Origin of the sequence: Paracoccus methylovorus, assembly GCF_016919705.1 — a bacterium.
Classification (GTDB): Bacteria; Pseudomonadota; Alphaproteobacteria; order Rhodobacterales; family Rhodobacteraceae; genus Paracoccus; species Paracoccus methylovorus.
Genome location: NZ_CP070368.1, coordinates 2,135,648 through 2,157,482 on the forward strand (window position 1 = coordinate 2,135,648; position 21,835 = coordinate 2,157,482).

General features: G+C 60.5%; 21 protein-coding genes. 7 read left to right on the top strand and 14 right to left on the bottom strand.

Annotated elements, in window-relative coordinates:
• Positions 1 to 34 precede the first annotated feature (34 nt).
• From gfa to rph, 6 genes are all read right to left on the bottom strand, one after another.
• Complete coding sequence (gene gfa / locus JWJ88_RS10765) at positions 35 to 619, bottom strand: S-(hydroxymethyl)glutathione synthase (RefSeq protein ID WP_205294038.1); 585 nt, start codon at positions 617 to 619, stop codon at positions 35 to 37.
• Between the two features lie 91 nt (positions 620 to 710).
• Positions 711 to 1,064, bottom strand: coding sequence for a YbaN family protein (locus JWJ88_RS10770; RefSeq protein WP_205294039.1), 354 nt, complete (start codon positions 1,062 to 1,064; stop codon positions 711 to 713).
• 1 nt (position 1,065) lies between these two features.
• Positions 1,066 to 2,250 (bottom strand): radical SAM family heme chaperone HemW, encoded by a 1,185-nt coding sequence (gene hemW, locus JWJ88_RS10775; protein WP_205294040.1) that lies wholly within the window; start codon positions 2,248 to 2,250, stop codon positions 1,066 to 1,068.
• A gap of 8 nt (positions 2,251 to 2,258) precedes the next feature.
• Entirely contained in the window at positions 2,259 to 2,633 is a 375-nt protein-coding gene (locus JWJ88_RS10780) for a RidA family protein (protein ID WP_205294041.1), read from the bottom strand.
• On the bottom strand, positions 2,626 to 3,231 hold the full coding sequence (rdgB, locus tag JWJ88_RS10785) for an RdgB/HAM1 family non-canonical purine NTP pyrophosphatase (RefSeq protein WP_205294042.1): 606 nt from the start codon (positions 3,229 to 3,231) through the stop codon (positions 2,626 to 2,628). Before rdgB ends, JWJ88_RS10780 begins: the two co-directional genes overlap by 8 nt.
• A complete protein-coding gene (gene rph, locus JWJ88_RS10790; protein ID WP_205294043.1) occupies positions 3,219 to 3,941 on the bottom strand; it encodes a ribonuclease PH in 723 nt (240 codons plus the stop codon). The genes rdgB and rph overlap by 13 nt, the downstream gene beginning before the upstream one ends.
• Positions 3,942 to 4,020: 79 nt before the next feature.
• On the opposite strand from rph, the gene hrcA reads away from it, so the two are divergent.
• Both hrcA and JWJ88_RS10800 read left to right on the top strand, forming a co-directional pair.
• Positions 4,021 to 5,082 carry a heat-inducible transcriptional repressor HrcA gene (hrcA, locus tag JWJ88_RS10795; RefSeq protein ID WP_205294044.1) on the top strand — a complete coding sequence of 354 codons (1,062 nt, stop codon included), beginning with the start codon at positions 4,021 to 4,023 and terminating at the stop codon, positions 5,080 to 5,082.
• A gap of 7 nt (positions 5,083 to 5,089) precedes the next feature.
• Positions 5,090 to 5,632: a nucleotide exchange factor GrpE gene (locus JWJ88_RS10800; protein WP_205294045.1), complete on the top strand. Its 543-nt coding sequence runs from the start codon at positions 5,090 to 5,092 to the stop codon at positions 5,630 to 5,632.
• A gap of 106 nt (positions 5,633 to 5,738) precedes the next feature.
• Here the strand turns inward: JWJ88_RS10800 and JWJ88_RS10805 are convergent, their stop codons facing one another.
• The 8 genes from JWJ88_RS10805 to JWJ88_RS10840 all read right to left on the bottom strand — a co-directional run bounded on the left by JWJ88_RS10805 (position 5,739) and on the right by JWJ88_RS10840 (position 14,394).
• Entirely contained in the window at positions 5,739 to 6,617 is an 879-nt protein-coding gene (locus JWJ88_RS10805; protein ID WP_205294046.1) for a ParB/RepB/Spo0J family partition protein, read from the bottom strand.
• Positions 6,618 to 6,626: 9 nt separating this feature from the next.
• Positions 6,627 to 7,403 (bottom strand): ParA family protein, encoded by a 777-nt coding sequence (locus JWJ88_RS10810; RefSeq protein ID WP_205294047.1) that lies wholly within the window; start codon positions 7,401 to 7,403, stop codon positions 6,627 to 6,629.
• Positions 7,396 to 7,977, bottom strand: a complete 582-nt coding sequence (gene rsmG, locus JWJ88_RS10815) for a 16S rRNA (guanine(527)-N(7))-methyltransferase RsmG (RefSeq protein ID WP_205294048.1) — start codon at positions 7,975 to 7,977, stop codon at positions 7,396 to 7,398. Before rsmG ends, JWJ88_RS10810 begins: the two co-directional genes overlap by 8 nt.
• Positions 7,977 to 9,836, bottom strand: a complete 1,860-nt coding sequence (gene mnmG, locus JWJ88_RS10820; RefSeq protein WP_205294049.1) for a tRNA uridine-5-carboxymethylaminomethyl(34) synthesis enzyme MnmG — start codon at positions 9,834 to 9,836, stop codon at positions 7,977 to 7,979. The genes rsmG and mnmG overlap by 1 nt, the downstream gene beginning before the upstream one ends.
• Positions 9,837 to 9,844: 8 nt before the next feature.
• Positions 9,845 to 11,104, bottom strand: a complete 1,260-nt coding sequence (gene mnmE, locus JWJ88_RS10825; RefSeq protein WP_205294050.1) for a tRNA uridine-5-carboxymethylaminomethyl(34) synthesis GTPase MnmE — start codon at positions 11,102 to 11,104, stop codon at positions 9,845 to 9,847.
• 16 nt (positions 11,105 to 11,120) lie between these two features.
• Positions 11,121 to 12,392, bottom strand: coding sequence for a transcription termination factor Rho (rho, locus tag JWJ88_RS10830; protein ID WP_205294051.1), 1,272 nt, complete (start codon positions 12,390 to 12,392; stop codon positions 11,121 to 11,123).
• A 126-nt stretch (positions 12,393 to 12,518) separates the two neighbouring features.
• Positions 12,519 to 12,965, bottom strand: coding sequence for a CopD family protein (locus JWJ88_RS10835; protein WP_205294052.1), 447 nt, complete (start codon positions 12,963 to 12,965; stop codon positions 12,519 to 12,521).
• A gap of 418 nt (positions 12,966 to 13,383) precedes the next feature.
• Positions 13,384 to 14,394 (bottom strand): TAXI family TRAP transporter solute-binding subunit, encoded by a 1,011-nt coding sequence (locus JWJ88_RS10840; protein ID WP_205294053.1) that lies wholly within the window; start codon positions 14,392 to 14,394, stop codon positions 13,384 to 13,386.
• Positions 14,395 to 14,600: 206 nt separating this feature from the next.
• On the opposite strand from JWJ88_RS10840, the gene JWJ88_RS10845 reads away from it, so the two are divergent.
• The 5 genes from JWJ88_RS10845 to JWJ88_RS10870 all read left to right on the top strand — a co-directional run bounded on the left by JWJ88_RS10845 (position 14,601) and on the right by JWJ88_RS10870 (position 21,830).
• Positions 14,601 to 15,839 carry an aromatic ring-hydroxylating oxygenase subunit alpha gene (locus JWJ88_RS10845; RefSeq protein WP_205294054.1) on the top strand — a complete coding sequence of 413 codons (1,239 nt, stop codon included), beginning with the start codon at positions 14,601 to 14,603 and terminating at the stop codon, positions 15,837 to 15,839.
• The gene (locus tag JWJ88_RS10850) at positions 15,839 to 16,915 is read left to right on the top strand and encodes a hybrid-cluster NAD(P)-dependent oxidoreductase (protein WP_205294055.1); all 1,077 of its coding nucleotides are present in this window, start codon (positions 15,839 to 15,841) and stop codon (positions 16,913 to 16,915) included. Before JWJ88_RS10845 ends, JWJ88_RS10850 begins: the two co-directional genes overlap by 1 nt.
• Positions 16,916 to 17,065: 150 nt before the next feature.
• Complete coding sequence (gene fdnG, locus JWJ88_RS10860; RefSeq protein WP_256439710.1) at positions 17,066 to 20,149, top strand: formate dehydrogenase-N subunit alpha; 3,084 nt, start codon at positions 17,066 to 17,068, stop codon at positions 20,147 to 20,149.
• Complete coding sequence (fdxH, locus tag JWJ88_RS10865) at positions 20,146 to 21,144, top strand: formate dehydrogenase subunit beta (protein ID WP_205294058.1); 999 nt, start codon at positions 20,146 to 20,148, stop codon at positions 21,142 to 21,144. The genes fdnG and fdxH overlap by 4 nt, the downstream gene beginning before the upstream one ends.
• Positions 21,144 to 21,830, top strand: a complete 687-nt coding sequence (locus JWJ88_RS10870; RefSeq protein ID WP_205294059.1) for a formate dehydrogenase subunit gamma — start codon at positions 21,144 to 21,146, stop codon at positions 21,828 to 21,830. Before fdxH ends, JWJ88_RS10870 begins: the two co-directional genes overlap by 1 nt.
• Positions 21,831 to 21,835: the final 5 nt, after the last annotated feature.

Below are 21,835 nucleotides of genomic sequence, written 5' to 3' on the forward strand. Positions count from 1 at the left end.
CGACCCCCGCTTGTTGTCGTGATCTGCCGGACGCTCAGGCCGCAAGAGCGCCGGAGCGTTTGGCGATATGAGTGGCGATCGCATCCATAAGCGGCGGCGAAAGCGCATCATAGGGTTCCAGCCCCAGTTCGCGCAATCTGGCGCGGATCGCATCCATGCGGCTGGGATCGACCCCCGATTCGATGATCGAGCTGACGAATGCCGCAAATTCCGGCGCCGACCAGCCGCCTTCGTCGGACAGTTCGGTATGAACGAAGTCCAGCCCGTAGAACGGATGATCCTTGTTCTCGATCCGGCCATACATGTGCACGCCGCAATCCCGGCAGCGATGGCGCTGGATCGGGGCCTCGGCATTCACCACCGCAAGCTTCTCGGCGCCTTCCAGCACCTCGATCGCGTCGCGGCCTACGACCGCCACCTGCGAAAAGATCGCCCCTTCGGGCTTCCAGCACTTGGTGCAGCCGCAGACATGGTTATGCGCAGTCTGCGCGCGGACCGCGACGCGGACCGGATTGGTGCTGCACTTGCAATGCAGCGTGCCGCCCGAAAACCCGGGTGTGGCCGGCTTGATGCCGTTGTCGACTGCAGGATGAATTTTCACCCCTGATGTATCCACCATTGTCCAAATCCTCCCCTCGGACCCATGGGACGAAGGTTCGCCCCATGGCGGGGTCGGAACAAGTGGGCAAAAGGTTGTATTCCGGGGCTGCTCAGGCCTCGGGGCGGGTCACCAGCCATGCGGCAATGCCGGCACAGGTCAGCGCCTGTGCGGCGATGAACCGCGGATCAAGCCCCAGCCAGATCGCCCAGCCGACACCGACCGTCATGCCGGTGACGGCCCATATCTTTGCATTACGGCTGATGATACCGCGTTTGCGCCATGCCCGGATCGGGGGGCCGAACTTGGGATGGCGCATGATGCGCGCGCCCAATCGGGGCGATGAGCGCATAAAGGCCCAGACCGCCAGCAGCAGGAAAGGCACGGTCGGCAGGACCGGCAGAAACACCCCGACTCCCCCCAGCATCAGAGACAGCCAACCGATCGAGAGCCACAGATACCGCATCTTATTCCGCCAGTTCACGCAGGATCGCATTCAGCACCGGGCGCCCCGCAGGTGTCGCGGCCAGCCGATCCCCGCTGAGCGAGACAAGCCCCAGTTCGACCAGATGCGCCATCCTGTCCCGGGGCAGTTGCGCACCAAAGGCCAGATAGCGGGGGATATCCAGCCCCTCGGCCAGCCGCAGGGACATCAGCAGATACTCCAGCGCACGGTCGGACAGGTTCAGCATCTCGCGACCACTATCGCCGTTGCCCCCCGCCTCGACCGCCTCAAGCCACGCTCCGGGGGCGGTATGCGCCTCGGTCGCCCAGCGGCCCGAGGGCAGCGTCAGCCGGCCATGCGCACCGGGTCCCACGGCCCCCCAATCCCCCTGCCGCCAATAGACCAGGTTGTGCAGGCTTTCGGCACCGGGCCGGGCATGGTTCGAGATCTCGTAAGTGGGCATGCCGGCCGCCGCGCAGATTTCCTGCGTATCAAGATACATATCCGCAGACAGGTCGTCATCGGGCAGGCCCCTGAGCCCGCCTTTGGCATGACGAGCGCCAAAGGCGGTGCCGGGTTCGATGGTCAGTTGATAGGCCGACAGGTGATCGACGGCCATGCCGAGCGCCTCGGACAGTTCGCGCCGCCAATGCGCGCGATCCTGATCCTGCCGCGCATAGATCAGGTCAAAGCTGACACGCGTGAAACAATCCCGCGCGATGTCGAAGGCCGCTCGGGCCTCGGCAACCGAATGCATGCGCCCAAGGCGGCGCAGATCGTCGTCGCTCAGCGCCTGCACGCCCATCGACACACGGTTGACGCCCGCGTCGGCATAGGCGCGAAAGCGGCCCATCTCGACGCTGGTCGGGTTGGCCTCAAGCGTGATCTCGATGTTATTGGCAAAGGGCCATTCTGCCCGCGCGGCCTCGATCACGCCGGCCACGGTTTCCGGCGCCATCAGACTGGGCGTGCCGCCGCCGAAAAAGATGCTGCTGAGCACCCGCCCCGGGGTTTCACGCCCCAGCCGCGCGATTTCGCTGCGATAGGCGGCCAGCCAGCGGCTTTGGTCGATCACCGCCGCGACATGGCTGTTGAAATCGCAATAGGGACATTTCGCGGCACAGAACGGCCAATGCAGGTAAAGCCCGAAACCGCCCGCCCGCCAGTCTTGGGCAAGAGGCGCAGTGCTGGCGGTGGGGGCTGACATGCGCTGGTTCATTCCCGAAAAGCGGTCACTTCAATCTCGACCTTCATTTCGGGTCTGATAAGCCCCGCGACAACCATGGTGGCGGCAGGTAACGCATCCTTCATCGCCTCGCCCAGCACCGGGGCGATCTCATCGACCAATGCCGGGTCGATGATGGTGTATTGCACCCGCACGATATCGGCGGGCGCAAAACCGGCCTCGGCCAGCGTTGCGAAGATGGTGGAAAACGCATTCCGTGCCTGCTCGGCCGGACTGTCGGGCATCTTCATCGCCGCGTAATCGTAGCCCGTGGTGCCCGAAACGAAGCACCACGGCCCCTTGACGACCGCGCGGCTGTAACCCAGCGCGGATTCGAATGGCGAGCCGGTGGATATCCTACGCAAAGAGCGTCTCCAACTTGCGAAAGGCGCGGGCGCGGTGGCTGATGGCGTTCTTTTGCTCGGGCAGCATTTCGGCATAGGTGACGTCATGGCCGTCCGGCACGAAGATCGGGTCATAGCCATGGCCCTGCACACCGCGCGGCGGCCAGACCAGCCGGCCGGGGGCCACACCCTCGAATATCTCTTCATGGCCGTCGGGCCACAACAGGATCAGCGTGGCGCGGAACTGGGCGGTGCGCGGCTCGGCAACGCCCCTGGCTTCCAGTTCGGTCCAGGTGCGGGTCATGGCCTGCATGAAGTCGCGCCCCTGCGGCGTCTCGGCCCAATCGGCAGTATAGACGCCCGGGGCGCCGTCCAGCCCGTCCACGGTAATGCCGCTATCATCCGCCAGAACCGGCAGACCGGTCGCCTGCATCGCAGCGCGCGCCTTGATGCGGGCGTTGCCGATAAAGCTGTCCTCGGTCTCGGCCGGCTCGGGCAAGCCCATCTCTCCGGCGCTGGTCACCTCGATGCCGTGGGGGGCCATCATGGCGCGGATTTCGTCCAGCTTGCCCTTGTTGTGCGTCGCGACCAGCAGCTTTTTTTCCGTCAGCTTGCGCATTCAACAGCCTCGTTCTGGGCGCGGACCAGTTCCGCGATGCCGGCTTCGGCCAGATCCAACAACTGGTTCATCTCGGGGCGCGAGAAGGTGGCGCCCTCGGCCGACATCTGCACCTCGATCAGCCGCCCTGCCCCGGTCATGATGAAATTGCCATCCGTGCCGGCCTCGCTGTCCTCGGCATAGTCGAGATCAAGGATCGGCTGGCCGGCATAGATGCCACAGGACACTGCTGCCACATGGTCCATGATCGGGTCGGTGGTGATGATTCCGGCCTTCAGCAGCTTGTTCACCGCCAAGCGCAGCGCCACCCAGCCGCCGGTGATCGAGGCGCAGCGGGTGCCGCCATCGGCTTGGATCACGTCGCAGTCGATGACGATCTGCCGCTCGCCCAGGGCACGGCGATCCACGCCGGCGCGCAGGGCCCGACCGATCAGGCGCTGGATTTCCTGCGTGCGGCCGGATTGCTTGCCCGCCGCAGCCTCGCGCCGATTGCGGCTGTTCGTCGCCCGGGGCAGCATGCCATACTCGGCCGTCACCCAGCCTTGGCCAGACCCCTTGAGAAAGGGCGGCGCCTTTTCCTCGATCGAGGCCGAACAAAGCACGCGCGTATCGCCGCAGGAAATCAGGCAAGAGCCCTCGGCATGGCGCATGATCCCCGTTTCGATTGAAATCGGGCGCATATCACTTAAATTCCGGCCAGAGGGACGCATCTTTCATTCCTTTCGGGGGTTTTGCCGTCCAGATACAGGTCCGAAGCCCTTGACCGCAACCCGTGAATGTCCAGACAAAATGCCAATACCTGAAACCGCGCTGCTTTCCGATCTCAACGACCGCTCACGCGAAGTCTTTCGGCGCGTGGTCGAAACCTATCTTGCGACCGGCGATCCCGTCGGCTCGCGCACCCTGACACGCGAACTGTCCGAAAAGCTCAGCGCCGCCACCATCCGCAATGTAATGCAGGATCTGGAACTGCTGGGCCTGCTGGATCACCCGCATATCTCGGCCGGGCGCATGCCAACGCAACTGGGGCTGCGGTTGTTCGTGGACGGCCTGATGGAGGCGGGACCCGTCTCGGCCAGCGACCGCGAGATGATCGACGAAACGCTCGGCGACGACAGCCGCGATACCGGCACCATGCTGGACCGGGTCAGCACCGCGCTGTCGGCATTGACCCACGGAGCATCACTGGTGCTGATGCCCAAGCAGGAAGCGCCCGTTCGCCATATCGAATTCGTCAGCCTTGCCCCGGATCGGGCACTGGTCGTGCTGGTCTTTGCCGATGGCCGGGTCGAAAACCGCGTCTTCAATCCCCCGCCCGGCCACACCGCCAGTTCGATGCGCGAGGCGGCAAACTTTCTGAACGCCGTGGCCGAAGGTCGCACCCTCGCCGAACTGCGGCGCAGCGTCGCACATGAGATCGAGGCAAGCCGGCAAAAACTGGACAGCATGGCGGCTGTGCTGATTTCCTCGGGTTTGGCCCTGTGGGAGGGGGAAAGCAGCGATCCCCGGCTTATCGTGCGCGGTCGCGCCAATCTTTTAGAGCATGAACTGGCCGATCTGGATCGAATCCGCACCCTTTTCGACGATTTGGAACGCAAGCGCGACATCGCGGAATTCCTGGAGCTTGCCGAACAGGGCGAAGGGGTGCGCATTTTCATCGGCTCCGAGAACAAGCTTTTTTCACTTTCCGGTTCCTCTCTCGTAGTTTCACCCTATATGAATGCCGACCGAAAGATTGTTGGCGCGGTCGGCGTCATCGGTCCGACGCGGCTGAACTATGGCCGCATCGTGCCGATCGTGGATTATACTGCGCAGCTTGTCGGCCGGTTAATCTCTGGCCGGAAAGGATGATGAGGACATGACGAACGAAAACCCGAACGGCAGCCCGCTGGATGAGGAAATCATCGACCCTCTGGCCGATGACATGCCCTCGCCCGATGTCGAGGCGCTGGTCGCCGAACGGGACGAATATCGCGACCGCTTCATGCGCGCGCTGGCCGATGCCGAAAACGCCCGCAAGCGCGCCGAAAAGGACCGCCGCGACGCGGAACAATATGGCGGCTCGCGCCTGGCGCGCGACCTGCTGCCGGTTCATGACGCGCTGACCCGCGCACTGGACGCAGCAGGTGATGAGCAGCGCGAGGCCGCAGCCGCCCTGATCGAAGGTGTCGAACTGACCCTGCGCGAATTGAACAATGTTTTCGCCAAGCACGGCATCAGGGTCATCACCCCCGCCATAGGCGAGAAATTCGATCCGCAGCAGCATGAAGCCATGTTCGAAGCGCCCGTTCCAGGTACGAAAGCCGGGAATATCATCCAGGTCATGGACAACGGCTTTATTCTGCACGACCGGCTGCTGCGTCCTGCAAAGGTCGGTGTCAGTTCGACCCCGGCAAGCTGATTTTACGACACCTAAAGACAGGAAAACCCCGGAGCCATCCTCCGGGGTTTTTTAGTTTTCAGCTGATCTAGTATATTTCTTCTATATTTATACTAGATATAGTGTCTTAGCTGCCTGCCAGTATCTGGCATAGCCGGTCCAATTGGTCCAGATCGCGATAGGTAACGACGACCTGCCCCCCCTCTGTCCCGGAATGGTTGATCGCAACTCTCATCTTGAGATGGGCGGTCAAATCCCCCTCTAGCGCGCGTGTGTCGGCGTCTTTTTCCTGCTTTACGCTTTTGCTTTTTTGCGCCTTTGGACCTTCGGCCTGACGACGCACCAATTCCTCGGTCTCGCGGACAGAAAGGTTCTTGTCGATCACCTTGCGCGCCAACTCGACAGCATTCGTGGCAGTAACTAAGGCCCGGGCATGGCCCGCCGTCAGCTTGCCTTCCTTGAGCCAAGCTTGCACCTGATCGGGCAAATTCAGCAACCGAAGCAGGTTGGCGATGTGGCTGCGACTTTTGTTCAGCGCATCGGCCAGCCTTTCCTGGGTATGGCCAAAGCGATCCATGAGTTGGCGGTACGAGGCCGCCTCTTCAATCGCATTCAAATCCGCGCGTTGAATATTCTCAACGATAGCAACTTCCAGCACTTCGGTGTCGCTAAGCTCACGAACGATAACCGGGACTTCATGAAGCTGGGCAATTTGCGCAGCACGCCAGCGGCGCTCGCCCGCGACGATCTGATACAAACCACGATCCGTCGGATGCGGCCGAACGATCAGCGGCTGCAACATGCCCCGGGTCTTGAGCGAATCAGCAAGCTCTTGCAGCGCCTCGGCCGCAAAACTGCGCCTAGGCTGGTCGGGATTCGGCGTCAGTTGCTCAACCGGAAGGATCTGCCGTGGCGCGGGGCGCTCTGAGGGGATCAGATCCACATCCGCCATCAAGGCCGAGAGTCCACGGCCCAGACCGCGCTTTTCAAGCTTGTTCTCTACCATGATTCCTCCTCAGGCGGTCGCAAGTTGACGGGAAAGAAACTCGGTTGCCAGCTCGCGATAGGCGTGGCTTCCCTTGGAGTTCGGATCGTATTGCAGCACCGGCATGGCATGTGACGGTGCCTCGGACAGCCGCACATTCCGCGGAATTACGGTTCGATAGACCAAACCAGAAAGCGTGCTGCGCGCATCCGCCTCAACCTGCTGCGATAGATTATTCCGATTATCGGACATCGTCAGCAACACACCTTCAATCCGCAGGTCCGGATTGGCTGTCTGACGCACCTCACGCACCGTCATGAGCAATTGCGAAAGTCCTTCAAGCGCATAAAATTCCGCTTGCAGCGGCACAAGAACGCTGTCCGAAGCCACCATGGCATTGACGGTCAAAAGACCAAGCGCAGGTGGGCAGTCGATAAGAATATAATCGAATTCTGAAGGAGTTGTGAGCTTTCGGCGCAGAAACTGGGTCCGGCCGGGCCGATTGGAGAGTTCGAAATCAGCGGAAGCGAGATCACGATTCGACGGCACGATCCGCAGGTTAGCGATGGCGGTATCGCGCAGGGTTTCCTGCAATGCATGCTCACCAGTCAGTAGATCATATGAGGTAAGCTCGCGCTCCTCGAGCGGCACACCCAGACCGGTCGAGGCGTTTCCTTGCGGATCCAGGTCTATGATGGCGACCCGCTGGCCTTGCTCGGCCAGAGCCGCGCCCAGGTTGATTGCCGTGGTGGTCTTGCCGACCCCGCCCTTCTGGTTTGCTACAGCGATAATGCGTGTGTCATGCATGGCGGATTCCCGTAATTTCCAGAATTGCCGCGTCAGGATCTGTCGCGCTTTTGTGGGCTTTCAGATTGAATTTCCAATCGAGTTGCGCCTGAGAAACCTCGGCCTGCCAGTTACGGCCTTTCATCAGCCATGCCGTTCCAGAGGGGCTCAGGTGCCGCTCCACATATGCCATGAGCTGAGGAAGCGGGGCAAGTGCCCTTGCGCTGATATTGGCGGCATCAAGCCGATTTGCCGTCTCAATCCGCTCGCAAAGCACTTTCGTGCGCATCAAACCCAACTCTCGTATGGCATTTCGCAAAAAGGCAGCCTTCCGCTGGTCGCTTTCCACCATGATTATTTCCAGATCGGGTCTTCTTATGGCAACAACGATGCCCGGCAGGCCCCCGCCGCTTCCCAGATCCACCCAACTCCCTCGCGCGTTTTCGGCCGCCTCGGCAAGGTGCAGGCTATCCTTGATATGGCGAGTTTCGATTTGATCAATCGTGGACATCGCGACCAAATTGATCGCGGGATTCCATTTTCGCAATAATGCAGCATATGCGGCAAGCTGCTCTGTTTCACGTGAAACACTCATCAGGCGGTCCGGCGATGGCCGGCACGGATGACAGCCAACATCAACGTCAATGCCGCAGGCGTCATGCCCTCAATAGCTGCGGCAGCCGCCAATGTCGCCGGACGCTGCTGGCTCAGCTTGAATTTTAGCTCATTTGACAAGCCCGAGAGCGCATCGTAATCGAAGCTGGCTGGAATTGCGACTGCTTCTTCTTTCCTAAGCAGTTCAGCATCCTTGCCCTGACGGTCCACATACTGGTGATAAAGCGCATCCGTCGCCAGTTGGCCGATGATCGGTTGATCGTAGGACTTTAGATGCTCATCAAGTGCAAGAACTTGATCTTGCGGTATTTCCTGCTGCGCAAGTAGCGCAAACAAACTGCGTCGAGCACCGTCCTGTCGGACCTCGATCCCCGCCCGGGAAAGTTCGGACGGCGTAAAGGATATAGCCTCCGCCCGGCTGCGAGCAGCAGAATAGCGTCTCATCTTGTCGCTAAACATCGCGTGGCGTTCTTGACCGACGCAGCCGATATCAACCCCCAGCGGCGTCAGGCGCTGATCGGCATTATCCGCACGAAGCGAAAGCCGGAATTCGGCACGCGAAGTAAACATGCGATACGGTTCGGTAACGCCACGCGTGGTTAGATCATCGATCATCACCCCGATATAGCTTTGCGAACGACTGAAATACAAAGGTTCCCGCCCTTGCGATTTCAGCGCGGCGTTGATTCCGGCAACCAACCCTTGAGCTGCGGCCTCTTCATAGCCAGTCGTGCCATTGATCTGACCCGCGAGGAACAGTCCTGACAATGTTTTGACCTCAAGCGAACGGTCCAGGACGCGAGGATCAACATAATCATATTCCACAGCGTAACCCGGTTGCATGATCTGCGCACATTCGAGTCCGCGTATGGAGCGGACGTAGGCGAGCTGCACATCTTCCGGCAAGGACGTCGAAATTCCATTCGGATAGACCAGATCGCTGTCCAGACCCTCCGGCTCCAGAAATATCTGGTGCGATTCCTTATCGGCAAAGCGAACGATTTTATCTTCTATAGAGGGGCAGTAGCGGGGCCCGACCCCATCTATCCGACCACCATACATGGCAGATCTAGTAAGATTCTCGCGAATTATCTTATGCGTGTTGGTGTTGGTGTGTGTAATTGCGCAGCTGATCTGTGACGCTTCCGGCACGGAGTTAAGGTAGGAAAACATCACTGGGTGCTCATCACCTGGCTGCTGATCCAAGCTATCCCAGTCAACACTTTGCCGCAGGATGCGCGGCGGCGTCCCGGTCTTGAGCCGGCCTAGCGGCAGGTTCAGCGGCCGGAGTGAATTGGCCAAGGTGACAGAGGCTATTCCACCCCAACGACCTGCTTGTCGGCTAATATCCCCTATATGAATCAGTCCGTTAAGAAAGGTCCCGGTGGTTAAGATAATTTGGCGCGCCTGCAATTCGCTACCATCCGCCAGCCGAAGCCCAGTAACTTGGCCCATCTCGTGCACAAGCTCCGAAGCTTCGCCTAAAACAAGCGATAGACCGTCCTGACATGCTACAGACGCTGCAGCAGCAGCGCGATAAAGCTTACGGTCAGCTTGTGCACGCGGCCCTTGAACCGCGGGGCCCTTACGGCGGTTCAGCAGCCGAAATTGAATGCCGGCCGCATCGGCTAAACGACCCATCACGCCGTCGAGGGCGTCGATTTCCCGCACCAAGTGGCCCTTACCCAAGCCCCCAATAGCCGGGTTGCAGGACATGGTGCCAATATCATCCTGCTTCATCGTAACCAGCGCGGTTACAGCGCCCATGCGTGCCGCTGCCATTGCCGCTTCGACACCGGCATGGCCCCCACCAATTACGATTACGTCGAATTGTTTCACGTGAAACCTTACTTTCCGATACAGAACGAACTGAAGATCTCGTCCAGATAATCTTCGGCCCCGACCCGTCCTACCATCATCGCTATTTCGTGCGCCGCCCGACGCAAAGCTTCGGCAAGAAACTCGGGCGCCAAGCTTCCGTCGATGTGCAGCGCCGTAAAGGCGCGCTGCAGTGCTTCTGCTTGACGCTTGTGCCCAATCAGCCCAGAATCGGCGGCCCTGACTCGCAGGCGATCATAGACCAGATCTAACAGTTCCGCGACCCCTTCTCCGGTCAGGCCAGAAATGGAAATTCCCGAACCTTGGCCCATATCTGCCTTGGAGCGAACAATAATGTCGCCTTCTTTCACCGGCTCAGAGAAGACGGCGTCCGCCGACAGGTGGATACGCAGATCTGCATCTTCCGCACGTTGCAGCGCTCTGGCGACCCCCATGGCCTCAACCGGATCACTGCTGTAGCGCAGGCCAGCAGTGTCCAGAAAAGTTACCGGCAACCCACGCAAATCCGTGTGGAGCTCAAGAATATCGCGTGTGGTGCCTGCAATTTCTGAAACCAGAGCGATCTCTCGCTGGCCAATTCGGTTCAAAAGTGTTGATTTCCCGGCGTTTGGCGGGCCTATGATAGCCACTTCATAGCCTTGGCGCAGTCTTTCGGTGGCTGGATAGCCGGCCAATAGCTGTTGAATATCGTCCCTTACCGAGCTGATCAATGTCAAGGCTTCATCCGGAACCTCGTCCGGAACCTCTTCATCAGCAAAATCGATGCTCGCTTCGATCAAGGCGCCGGCCCGGACCAATTTAGCCCTCAACTCATCGGCCTTGCGCCCCAACTCGCCTTCTGTTGCACGCATGGCGAGCTTACGTTGCGCTTCTGTTTCGGCGGAAAGCAGATCGGCCAGACCCTCGGCCTCGGCCAGATCCATACGGCCGTTCAAAAAGGCACGGCGGGTAAATTCGCCCGCTTCGGCCCGCCGCAAACCCTGCGCCAATAAAGCCTCGGCCAGTCGGTTGGCAATGACAGGCGCGCCATGAAGATGCAATTCGGCCGTTTCTTCACCTGTGAAACTACGGCCTTCTTCGAACCACATGACCAGCGCGCGGTCGATCAGGTCCTCGCCGTCCCGCAACGCCCGCAGCACCGCTGCCCGAGGTGTTGCAATCGGGCCGGCCAAAGATTCCAATGTGGCACGCGCCTTCGGTCCGCTTAAGCGAACAACAGAAACCCCCCCTCGGCCGGGCGGAGTCGCCTCGGCAAAGATCGTATCCACCGCATCCTCCGCGCCGTCAGGCGTTCATCGAATCGAAGAATTCGCCGTTGGTTTTGGTTTGCTTCAACTTCGAAATCAGGAACTCGATCGCATCCGTCGTGCCCATCGGGTTCAGAATGCGCCGCAACAAATAGGTCTTTTGCAGATCTTTAGCATCGACCAGCAGCTCCTCCTTACGCGTGCCGGACTTCAGGATATCCATGGCTGGGAACACACGTTTGTCCGCGACCTTGCGATCCAGCACGATTTCGCTGTTGCCGGTGCCTTTGAACTCTTCAAAGATCACTTCGTCCATACGCGAACCCGTATCGATCAACGCCGTAGCGATGATGGTCAGCGAACCGCCCTCTTCGATATTCCTTGCCGCGCCAAAGAACCGCTTGGGCCGCTGCAGGGCATTCGCATCAACACCACCCGTCAGGACCTTGCCCGAGCTGGGCACCACGGTGTTGAAGGCCCTACCAAGTCTTGTGATCGAATCCAGAAGAATCACAACATCTCGTTTGTGTTCGACCAGACGCTTGGCTTTCTCGATCACCATTTCCGACACCGCCACGTGGCGGCTGGCCGGCTCGTCGAAGGTCGAGGAGATCACCTCTCCCTTCACCGAACGTTGCATATCGGTCACCTCTTCCGGGCGTTCGTCGATCAGCAGAACGATCAGATAGCATTCCGGGTGATTTTTCTCGATCGAATTGGCGATGTTTTGCAGCAGCACCGTCTTACCAGTACGCGGCGGCGCCACGATCAGCGAACGCTGACCCTTGCCGATCGGAGCCACCAGGTCGATGATCCGGGCCGAGCGATCCTTGATGGTTGGATCCTCAACCTCCATTTTCAGGCGCTCGTTCGGGTAAAGCGGCGTCAGGTTGTCGAACGCGACCTTGTGCCGGGCTTTTTCCGGATTTTCGAAATTGATCTTTTCGACCTTGGTCAGGGCGAAATAGCGTTCATTCTCGCCGGGGGCACGGATCACACCCTCGACCGTATCGCCCGTGCGCAAGCTGTGCTGGCGGATCATGTCGGGGCTGACGTAAATATCGTCCGGACCCGGCAGATAGTTCGCCTCGGGCGAGCGCAGAAAGCCAAAGCCGTCCTGAACCACCTCCAGCACGCCGTCGCCGCCGATTTCGAACCCCTCCTCGGCATGCTCTTTCAGGATCGAGAACATCATCTCGCCCTTGCGCATGGTCGAAGCGTTCTCGATCTCCCATTCCTCGGCCATGGAAAGCAAGTCGGCCGGGCTCTTGGCCTTGAGATCGGACAGGTTAAGGCGTTCTTCGGTCATATCTAGCCTATGGGCGCGTGTTGCCTAGACGCATCATCGGCCCGCGCAGGAAACTGTGTCAGGAAAAAACCCACCGGACGGCGGGTATGGGTCACATAGGAAGAATCTGGCCGCGAGTCAATTCTTCTAGAACTTGACGATCACCGACAGCACGATGACGACCATGAACAGGGTCGGCAATTCGTTCATCATCCGGTAGCGTCGGCCACTCAGCGCCTGACCGCGCAGCAGCGCCTTGCGCTGGCCGGCCAGCCACATATGAAACCAGGTCATCCCCAGCACACCGGCGGCCTTGGTCCAGGGCCAGATCATCGTCCAGTCGACAATGCCCGGTGTCAGCACCAGCGCAAGACCTGCGATCCAGGTGACAATCATTGCCGGGTTCATGATCATCCGCAGCAGCTTGTCTTCCATGATCTGGAAAGACTGCACCGGCTCTTGCCCAGTATGGCCACGCTCGGCGTGATAGACGAACAACCGGGGCAGATAGAACAGGCCCGCCATCCAGGAAATCACCGCCATGACATGCAAGGCTTTCACCCAAGGATAAGCCAAGGGCAGGAAATCGGTCATGTCACACCTCCAACAGGTCTTCTCTCTATCAAATAATAAATGAAGATAAAGATAAGGATGTTGTTGTAGTAAGGCCTGTGGATGACTGGAAATCGTTGTTTCACGGAAAAATTCCCCAGTTGCGCGCCTTGGGGAAAAAATCGGAATTTGTGACAATATGTCAGAAAATCACCGAATAAACAGCGACATACTTGAAGTGCGCCTGTGGATAAGTTTGTGAAAACTTTTCTTTTCCACAGCTTGTGAGCAGTTCTTGAAAAGTTTTGGACATGTGGAGAACCAAGGCCTGTTCCCGCTCTGTCCTTTCGTCAAATCGAGGGGCATGAAAAAGGGGCGTGATCTCCACAGATCACGCCCCCTGAGTCGCCCTGTCTTATCCACAGGATTATGCCCGTGCCCGTCTGCCTTGCCTTGGGGCTCAGTCGGCGGCCATCAGGCCAGTTTCGCGATAGAACCGCTCGGCGCCGGGATGCACGGGGATGGCGATGCCCTCCAGCGCTCGTTCCTTGACGATGGAGCGGCCCTTGAGATGGCCGGCATCAAGCTGCCTGCGGGTCGCGTCGCTCCACAGGGCCTGGGTGATGGCATAAATCAGCTCTTCGGGCTGATCGGCCGAGGTCACCCATTTCGCGCCGACCGATATGGTGGCGATTTCTTCCTGTTGTCCCTCATAGGTGCCGGCCGGAAGCAGGTCGGGGGTAAAGAACGGGTGTTCGTCGACGATCTGCTGGGCCAGACTGTCCTTGATCGGGACGATTGTGACCGGTTGCTGCGCCGCAAGCTCGGCAATTGCCCCTGCCGGAGCGCCGCCGACGAAAAAGAATGCGTCGATCTCGCCTTGTTTCATGCGATGGGCGGCCTCGTCCAGCCGCAGATATTCGGGTTGGAGGTCATCCTCGGCCAGTCCGGCGGCAGCAAGGATGATCTGGGCGCCCACGAGCGTGCCCGAGCCCGGCTCGTCCAGCGAGACCCGCTTGCCACGCAGATCCGTGACCGCGGCGATGCCGGCGTCTCTGTCGGCCACCAGATGGATCGATTCCGGGTAAAGATTGGCGATGGCCCGCAGCTTTTCGACCGGGGGCCGGTCGGCCCAGATTCCGGTGCCGGAATGCGCCCAGGCGGCGATATCGCCCTGCACGAAGGCCGATTCCGCCGCGCCGCTGGCAATCGCCTCGACATTGGCGACCGAGCCGGTTGAGGACAGGGCCGATGCTACCAGCCCCGGCACCCCGCAAGAGCCGCCTTGCGCACAGGGTCGCGCGCCCGGCGGGGCCGAGATGGCGTTCGCGATCAGCCCTCCGATCGGATAATAGGTGCCCGACGTGCTGCCGGTGGCGATGCGGAAAAAGCTGATGTCCTGCGCGCCGGCCGTGCCGCCAAGGCTTAGCGCAAGGACCGCAGCGAGGCGCAGGATGCGAAAGGTGAACATGGTGACCTCCTTGCAGGGACACCCGGTCGCGCGGGCGCCGCTTTCCCTTGCGGTATGCCAGTCGCCCAGTTGTGGCAAGGCGCTGCAACGCGTGAAACCGGCCAAGATCCGTTTGCGTCATCAAGGCGTCGCATTTGGTAGGCTGCGACCGGGCAAAGCGGTGCAATGCTGTGTGAAGGATGCCCCTTTTGCGACGGAATCAAACCATGCTGAACACAGCCGATATTCTGAACCAACTTGCCGGCCGGCAGAGGAATTTTTCGCTCAGCCGCGAACTGTATAGCGACGAAGGCGTCTATCACGCCGACCTTGAGAATATCTGGTATCGGGAATGGCTGTTCGCCATCCCGTCTTGCGACATTCCCAAGACCGGCAACCACGCCACATTGCAGATCGGCCAATATCCGGTGGTGATCGTGCGCGGCGGGGATGGCGAGATCCGCGCCTTTCACAACGTCTGCCGCCATCGTGGCCAGCGGCTTTGCCCCAAGCAGAACGGCACATCGCCCAAGCTGGTGTGTCCCTATCACCAGTGGACTTACGACCTTGACGGCAAGCTGCTGTTCGCCCGCGATATGGGACCGGATTTCGATGCCTCGAAATACAGCCTCAAGCCGGTGCATTGCCGGACCGGGGGCGGCATGGTCTTTATCTGTCTGGCCGACAACCCGCCGGATTTCGACCAGTTGGGCAGTTACCTGCGCGACTATGTCGGCGCCAGCGACCTGTCGAACGCCAAGGTGGCCTTTACCTCGACCATCGTCGAGAAGGGCAACTGGAAGCTGGTGATCGAAAACAACCGCGAATGCTATCACTGCGGCGGCAGCCACCCCTCGCTGTGCCGGACCTATTCCGACAACCCGCTGATGACAGTGATGGAAGGGCCGAATGCCGCCTCGTCCGAAATCCTGTCGCATTGGTCGCGCTGCGACGAGGCTGGCCTGCCCGCTCGCTTCGTGAACGAGCCGGGCATGCAATGGCGTCTGGCGCGGGTGCCGCTGCTGAACAATGCCGAGAGCTTTACCATGTCCACCAAGGCGGCGGTGAACCGGCGCATGGGTACGATCCCATGGAACGATGCGGGCAGCCTGATGTTCTATCACTTCCCGTCAAGCTGGCACCACTTCCTGCCCGATCATGCCATCGTGTTCCGTCTGCTGCCGATCTCGCCCACGGAAACCGAGGTGACGTCGAAATGGCTGGTGCACAAGGATGCCGTCGAAGGCGTGGACTATGACCTGCAAAAACTGACCGAGGTCTGGCTGGCCACCAATGACGAAGATCGTCGCGTGGTCGAGGAAAACCAGCGTGGTATCCTGTCCCCCGCCTATGAGCCCGGACCCTATTCCCCCAGCCAGGAAGAAGGCGTCATCCATTTCGTCGACTGGTATGTGCGGCGAATGATGGATCGCCTGTCTCCGCGTCCGGCCATGGCGGCCGAATAATGGCGGTTCTGGTCAAGGCCTTCGGCGAAAAACCCTGGCGCGACGACGAACCCCTGGAATGCGTGATGGTGGTGCCCGAGACATCGGACACCGCCACCTTCACCTTTCGCTCTCCCTCGGGGTCGTATTTCGACTACCAGCCGGGACAGTTCGTGACGCTGGACCTGCCGGTGCCCGGCGGCAATGTGCAGCGCACCTATACGATCAGCTCCAGTCCTTCGCGGCCGCTGTCGATCTCGGTCACGGTCAAGGCGCAGCCGGGCAGCGTTGGCGGGCGCTGGATGCTGGATCACCTGCGGCCGGGCATGCGGCTGAAGGCCTATGGTCCGGCGGGGATATTTTCATTCGTCCGGCATGAGGCGCCGAAATACCTGTTCATCTCGGCCGGGTCCGGCATTACGCCGATGATGTCGATGACCACTTGGGCCTGGGATTCCGGCGAGATGCCGGACATCGTTTTCGTTCATGCCGCACGCGCGCCCAGCGACATCATCTTTCGCCAACGGCTGGAAGGCATGGCTGATCGCGTGCCGGGCCTGCAACTGCGCTTTACGGTCGAGGAGTCCGACGCGTTCCGCACCTGGCACGGCTATCGCGGCCGTCTCAACCAGATCATGCTGGGCCTGATGGCGTCGGATTATCTGGAGCGCGAGGTTTTCTGCTGCGGACCCGAGCCCTTCATGCAGGCCGTGCGCGACATGCTGATCGGGCTGGGCTTCGACATGGAGCATTATCACCAGGAAAGCTTTGGCGCGCCCATCCGCAACGAAGCCGACGCCCCCGTCATGGACGACGTGGTCCCGGACGAGGAAACCTTTGCGCAGGTCACCTTCGAAAGTTCGGGCGTGGTGGCGAAATGCCACGAGACGGACACGGTGCTGGCGGTGGCCAAGGCGAATGGGCTGAACATCCCCTCGGGCTGCACCTTCGGCCTGTGCGGCACCTGCAAGATCCGCAAGACCGCGGGCGAGGTGCATATGGTCCACAACGGCGGCATCACCGACGAGGATATCGAGGAAGGCTATATTCTGGCCTGCTGCTCGCACCCCATCGGCGCGATCTCGGTTGAGGTATGAGCTTTCGTTATGCTTTAACAAACATAGCGAAATAACAACAGCTTGAGCGCGCGGCCACGGTCGCGCCTTTTCCTGCCAAGCTTGACAGAACTACCATACCGGGCGATCCTTGCCTTTACCTATCTATTCGACAGGCAAAAGGAGGCTACGATGAATATCGACCTCTCGCGGCGCGGTTTCCTTAAACTGGCGGGTGCGGGTGTCGCGGCAACATCGCTGGGGGCCATGGGCTTTGGCGAGGCAGAGGCGGCCGAACAGGCGCATGTGCGCGCCTTCAAGCTGACCTCGACGACCGAGACACGAAACACCTGTCCCTATTGCTCTGTCGCCTGCGGCCTTATCATCTATTCCGACGGTGATCTGAAAGCCGGGGAAGAGGCCAAGGTCGTGCATATCGAAGGCGATGCCGACCATCCGACCAACCGCGGAACGCTTTGCCCGAAAGGTGCGGCGCTGCAGGATTTCGTCAACGCCGAGACGCGCCTGACCACTCCGCGCATTCGTCGCCCCGGCGCGGCGACCTTCGACGAGATTTCCTGGGACGAGGCGCTGGACAAGATCGCCCGCGCGCTCAAGGACGACCGCGACGCCAATATGGTGCTGACCAACGACGACGGCGTGGCCGTCAACCGCTGGACCACCACCGGCTATCTGGCGGCCTCGGCCACGACCAATGAAACCGCATGGCTGACCTATAAAACGGTCCGGGCCATGGGGATCGTAGGATTCGACAACCAGGCGCGCGTCTGACACGGCCCCACGGTGTCCAGTTTGGGCCCGACATTTGGCCGTGGAGCGATGACCAACTCCTGGACCGACATCAAGAATACCGACCTTGTGGTCGTCATGGGCGGCAATGCCGCTGAAGCCCATCCCTGTGGCTTCAAATGGGTGACCGAGGCGAAGGCGCATCGCGGCGCCAAGCTGATCGTGGTGGACCCGCGTTTCACGCGCACGGCCTCTGTGGCCGATTACTATGCGCCGATCCGGCCCGGTTCGGACATCGTCTTTCTGATGGCAATGATCAACTGGATGATCCAGAATGACAAGGTGCAGTGGGACTATGTAAAGGCCTTCACCAACGCGGCCTTCATCGTCAAGGACGAGTTCGGCTGGAGCGACGGCCTGTTCACCGGCTATGACCCGGAAAAGCGCGACTATGACAAGTCTAGCTGGGATTACGTCATCGGCGAGGATGGCTTTGCCGTCGTGGACACGACGCTTGAACATCCCCGCTGCGTCTGGAGCCTGCTGAAAGAGCATGTCTCGCGCTATACGCCCGAGCTGGTCGAACAGGTCTGCGGCACGCCCAAGGACCGCTTCCTGAAGATTGCCGGGATGATTGGCGAGTGTTCCGCCCCCGACAAGACCATGACCTCGATGTATGCGCTTGGCTGGACCCAGCACTCCAAAGGTGCGCAGAACATCCGCGGCATGGCCATGTTGCAGCTTATCCTGGGCAATATCGGCGTCCGGGGCGGCGGGATGAACGCATTGCGTGGCCATTCCAACATCCAGGGCCTGACTGACATCGGCCTGATGTCGAACCTGATGCCCGGCTATCTGAACATCCCGACCGAGGCGGAGCCGGACTGGGAAACCTATATGTCCAGCCGCAGTTTCAAACCGCTGCGGCCCGGGCAGACAAGCTATTGGCAGAACTATCCCAAATTCATGGTCAGCTTCATGAAGGCCATGTGGGGCGATCACGCGACAGCGGAAAACGAATGGGCCTATGACTACCTGCCCAAGCTGGATGTGCCGACATACGACATCCTGCGCATGTTCGAGCTGATGAATGCAGGACAGGTGAACCTGTATTTCTGCCAAGGCTTCAACCCGATGCTGTCCTTCCCGAACCGGGCCAAGGTCACCAGCGCGCTCAGCAAGCTGAAACTGTTGGTGGTGATGGACCCGCTGGCGACGGAAACGGCGCATTTCTGGGAAAACCACGGCGAACATAACGACGTGGACACCGCCTCGATCCAGACCGAGGTGCTGGAACTGCCCTCGACCTGCTTTGCCGAGGACGATGGCGCACTGGTCAACTCCGGGCGCTGGCTGCAATGGCACTGGTCGGCGGCGACGCCGCCCGGTCAGGCCAAGCACGACACCTGGATCATGGCGCAGATCTTCCTGCGCGTGAAAAAGCTCTATCAAGAGGAGGGCGGGGTGTTCCCCGACCCGATCCTGAACCTGACCTGGGACTATGCCGATCCCGAAGAGCCCCTGCCCGAGGAACTCGCCAAAGAGATGAACGGCCGGGCGCTGGAGGATGTCTACGACACCGCCGATCCGTCCAAGCTGCTGACCGCAAAGGGCAAGCAGTTGCTGAACTTCAGCCAGTACCGCGACGACGGCTCGACCATGGGCGCCTGCTGGATCTATTCCGGCTGCTGGAACGAGGAAGGCAACAACATGGCGCGGCGGGACAATTCCGATCCCGACGAGACCGGCGCCTATCTGAACTGGACCTTTGCCTGGCCGTTGAACCGGCGGATCCTGTACAACCGCGCCTCGGCGGATTTGCAGGGCCGGCCTTGGGATCCTTCGCGCAAGCTGTTGGAATGGGATGGCGAGAAATGGACCGGCTACGACGTTCCGGACATCGCGCCCACCGCCAAGCCCGGCGATGTCGGCCCCTTCATCATGAACCCGGAAGGCGTCTCGCGCCTGTTTTCACGGGGTATGATGCGCGACGGACCTTTCCCGACGCATATGGAGCCGTTCGAAACGCCCATCGCCAACGTCTTCAACCCGCAGATGCGCGGCAATCCGGTGGCCCGGGTCTTTGCCAGCGATGCCGAACAATTCGCCACCAGCGAAGAGTTCCCCATCGCTGCGACCTCGTATCGCCTGACCGAGCATTTCCACTACTGGACCAAGCACAACCGCATCAACGCGGCGCTTCAGCCCGAATTCTTTGTGGAGATCAGCGAAGAGCTGGCCGCCGAAAAGGGCATCAAGAAGGGCGGCTGGGTGCGTGTCTGGTCCAAGCGGGGTGAGGTCAAGGCCAAGGCGCTGGTCACGGGTCGCATCAAGCCGCTGCAATGTGGCGACAAGCTGGTGCATGTCATCGGCATTCCGCTGCACTGGGGCTTCATGGGTGCGGCGCGCAAGGGGTTCGGGCCGAACAGCCTGACGCCCTTTGTCGGCGACGCCAACGTGGAAACGCCTGAATTCAAGGCGTTCCTGGTCAATATCGAACCAGCGACAGGGGAGGCCGTGTCATGACGACCGATACGAACCTCGACAGTCCGCGCACCGCGGTCTCGAACCCGCCGGTGCAGCCGATGCCGGTCAATCTGGGGCAGGGCGATGTCGTCCGCGCCTCGGCCATGCCCGATCTGCCGCCGCCGACGCGCCAGTTGACGCCGGTGGCCAAGCTGATCGACGTGTCGAAATGCATCGGCTGCAAGGCCTGTCAGGCGGCATGCGCCGAATGGAACGACACCTCGCCCGAGATCGAGCATAACGTCGGCGTTTTCGAGAACCCGCATGATCTGACGCCGGAAATGTTCACCCTGATGCGGTTTTCGGAATTCGATAATCCTGAGACGGGTGAATTCGAATGGTTGATCCGCAAGGATGGCTGCATGCATTGCGCCGATCCGGGCTGCCTCAAGGCTTGCCCGGCCCCGGGGGCCATCGTGCAGTATTCGAACGGCATCGTGGACTTCATCCACGAGAACTGCATCGGCTGCGGCTATTGCATTACCGGCTGTCCGTTCAATATTCCGCGCGTCAGCAAGACCGATCACATCAGCTATAAATGCACGCTTTGTTCGGATCGGGTGGCGGTGGGTCAGGGTCCGGCCTGCGCCAAGGCCTGTCCCACGCAGGCCATCGTCTTTGGCACCAAGGAGGACATGGTGACCCATGCCGAGGCACGGGTCGAGGATCTGAAATCGCGCGGCTTTGACAATGCCGGCATCTATGATCCGCCGGGTGTGGGGGGCACGCATGTCTTTTACGTGCTGCATCATGCCGACCAGCCCTCGCTTTACTCCGGCCTGCCGGAAAACCCGCAGATCTCGCCAGTGGTCGAGGGCTGGAAAGGTCCGGCCAAGACGTTGGGTCTGGCGGCCATCGGGTTGGCTGCGGTCGGCTCGATGGTGCATGGGTTGATGACCCGTGGCAACAAGGTCTCGGCTCAGGATGAAGCCCATGCCGAGGAACTGGTCGAGGGACGCGAACCGCCCACACCGCCGGAAAGCGAGGTGGTATGATGACAAAACGTATGTTTTCGCATTCGGGCGATCACATCGAAAGCCGACATCCTGTCACCGTCAGCCGGTATCGCGGTATCACAAGGCTGAACCACTGGGTGACGGCGGCCAGTCTGATCGTGCTGCTGCTGTCGGGGTTGGCGCTGTTCCACCCTGCGCTTTATTTCCTGACCGGGCTGTTTGGTGGCGGGCAGATGACGCGCTGGCTGCATCCGTTTGTCGGCATATTGCTGTTTTTCAGCTTTCTGCTGCTATTCTTGCAGATGTGGCGGCTGAACCTGCCCCGACCCGAAGATCGCACCTGGGTCAGCCAAATGGGCGATGTCGTTCGCGGGGACGAAGAAAAGCTGCCAGAGCTGGGAAAATATAACGCCGGGCAGAAATTCGTGTTCTGGGCGATGTCCGTGCTGATCGTGGTGCTGATCGTTTCGGGCGTGATGATCTGGCAGGAATATTTCCCCAATCTGGTCACGGTTCCGGTTCGGCGCTGGGCGGTTTTGATCCATGCGCTGGCAGCGGTGGCGATCATCCTGACCTTCATCCTGCATGTCTATGCGGCGATCTGGACCCGCGGCACCATCCGCGCCATGACGCGCGGCACAGTGACCGGCGGCTGGGCTTGGCGGCATCACCGCAAATGGCTGCGTGAAGTGGCTGGACGCGACGATGGCGGCCCGGCACAGTAGGTCAA

Coding starts and splice junctions, on each gene's coding strand:
- gfa (WP_205294038.1), bottom strand. CDS start 619: ATGGTGGATACATCAGGGGTGAAAATTCATCCTGCAGTCGACAACGGC.
- JWJ88_RS10770 (WP_205294039.1), bottom strand. CDS start 1,064: ATGCGGTATCTGTGGCTCTCGATCGGTTGGCTGTCTCTGATGCTGGGG.
- hemW (WP_205294040.1), bottom strand. CDS start 2,250: ATGTCAGCCCCCACCGCCAGCACTGCGCCTCTTGCCCAAGACTGGCGG.
- rdgB (WP_205294042.1), bottom strand. CDS start 3,231: ATGCGCAAGCTGACGGAAAAAAAGCTGCTGGTCGCGACGCACAACAAG.
- rph (WP_205294043.1), bottom strand. CDS start 3,941: ATGCGTCCCTCTGGCCGGAATTTAAGTGATATGCGCCCGATTTCAATC.
- hrcA (WP_205294044.1), top strand. CDS start 4,021: ATGCCAATACCTGAAACCGCGCTGCTTTCCGATCTCAACGACCGCTCA.
- JWJ88_RS10800 (WP_205294045.1), top strand. CDS start 5,090: ATGACGAACGAAAACCCGAACGGCAGCCCGCTGGATGAGGAAATCATC.
- JWJ88_RS10805 (WP_205294046.1), bottom strand. CDS start 6,617: ATGGTAGAGAACAAGCTTGAAAAGCGCGGTCTGGGCCGTGGACTCTCG.
- JWJ88_RS10810 (WP_205294047.1), bottom strand. CDS start 7,403: ATGCATGACACACGCATTATCGCTGTAGCAAACCAGAAGGGCGGGGTC.
- rsmG (WP_205294048.1), bottom strand. CDS start 7,977: ATGAGTGTTTCACGTGAAACAGAGCAGCTTGCCGCATATGCTGCATTA.
- rho (WP_205294051.1), bottom strand. CDS start 12,392: ATGACCGAAGAACGCCTTAACCTGTCCGATCTCAAGGCCAAGAGCCCG.
- JWJ88_RS10835 (WP_205294052.1), bottom strand. CDS start 12,965: ATGACCGATTTCCTGCCCTTGGCTTATCCTTGGGTGAAAGCCTTGCAT.
- JWJ88_RS10840 (WP_205294053.1), bottom strand. CDS start 14,394: ATGTTCACCTTTCGCATCCTGCGCCTCGCTGCGGTCCTTGCGCTAAGC.
- JWJ88_RS10845 (WP_205294054.1), top strand. CDS start 14,601: ATGCTGAACACAGCCGATATTCTGAACCAACTTGCCGGCCGGCAGAGG.
- JWJ88_RS10850 (WP_205294055.1), top strand. CDS start 15,839: ATGGCGGTTCTGGTCAAGGCCTTCGGCGAAAAACCCTGGCGCGACGAC.
- fdxH (WP_205294058.1), top strand. CDS start 20,146: ATGACGACCGATACGAACCTCGACAGTCCGCGCACCGCGGTCTCGAAC.
- JWJ88_RS10870 (WP_205294059.1), top strand. CDS start 21,144: ATGACAAAACGTATGTTTTCGCATTCGGGCGATCACATCGAAAGCCGA.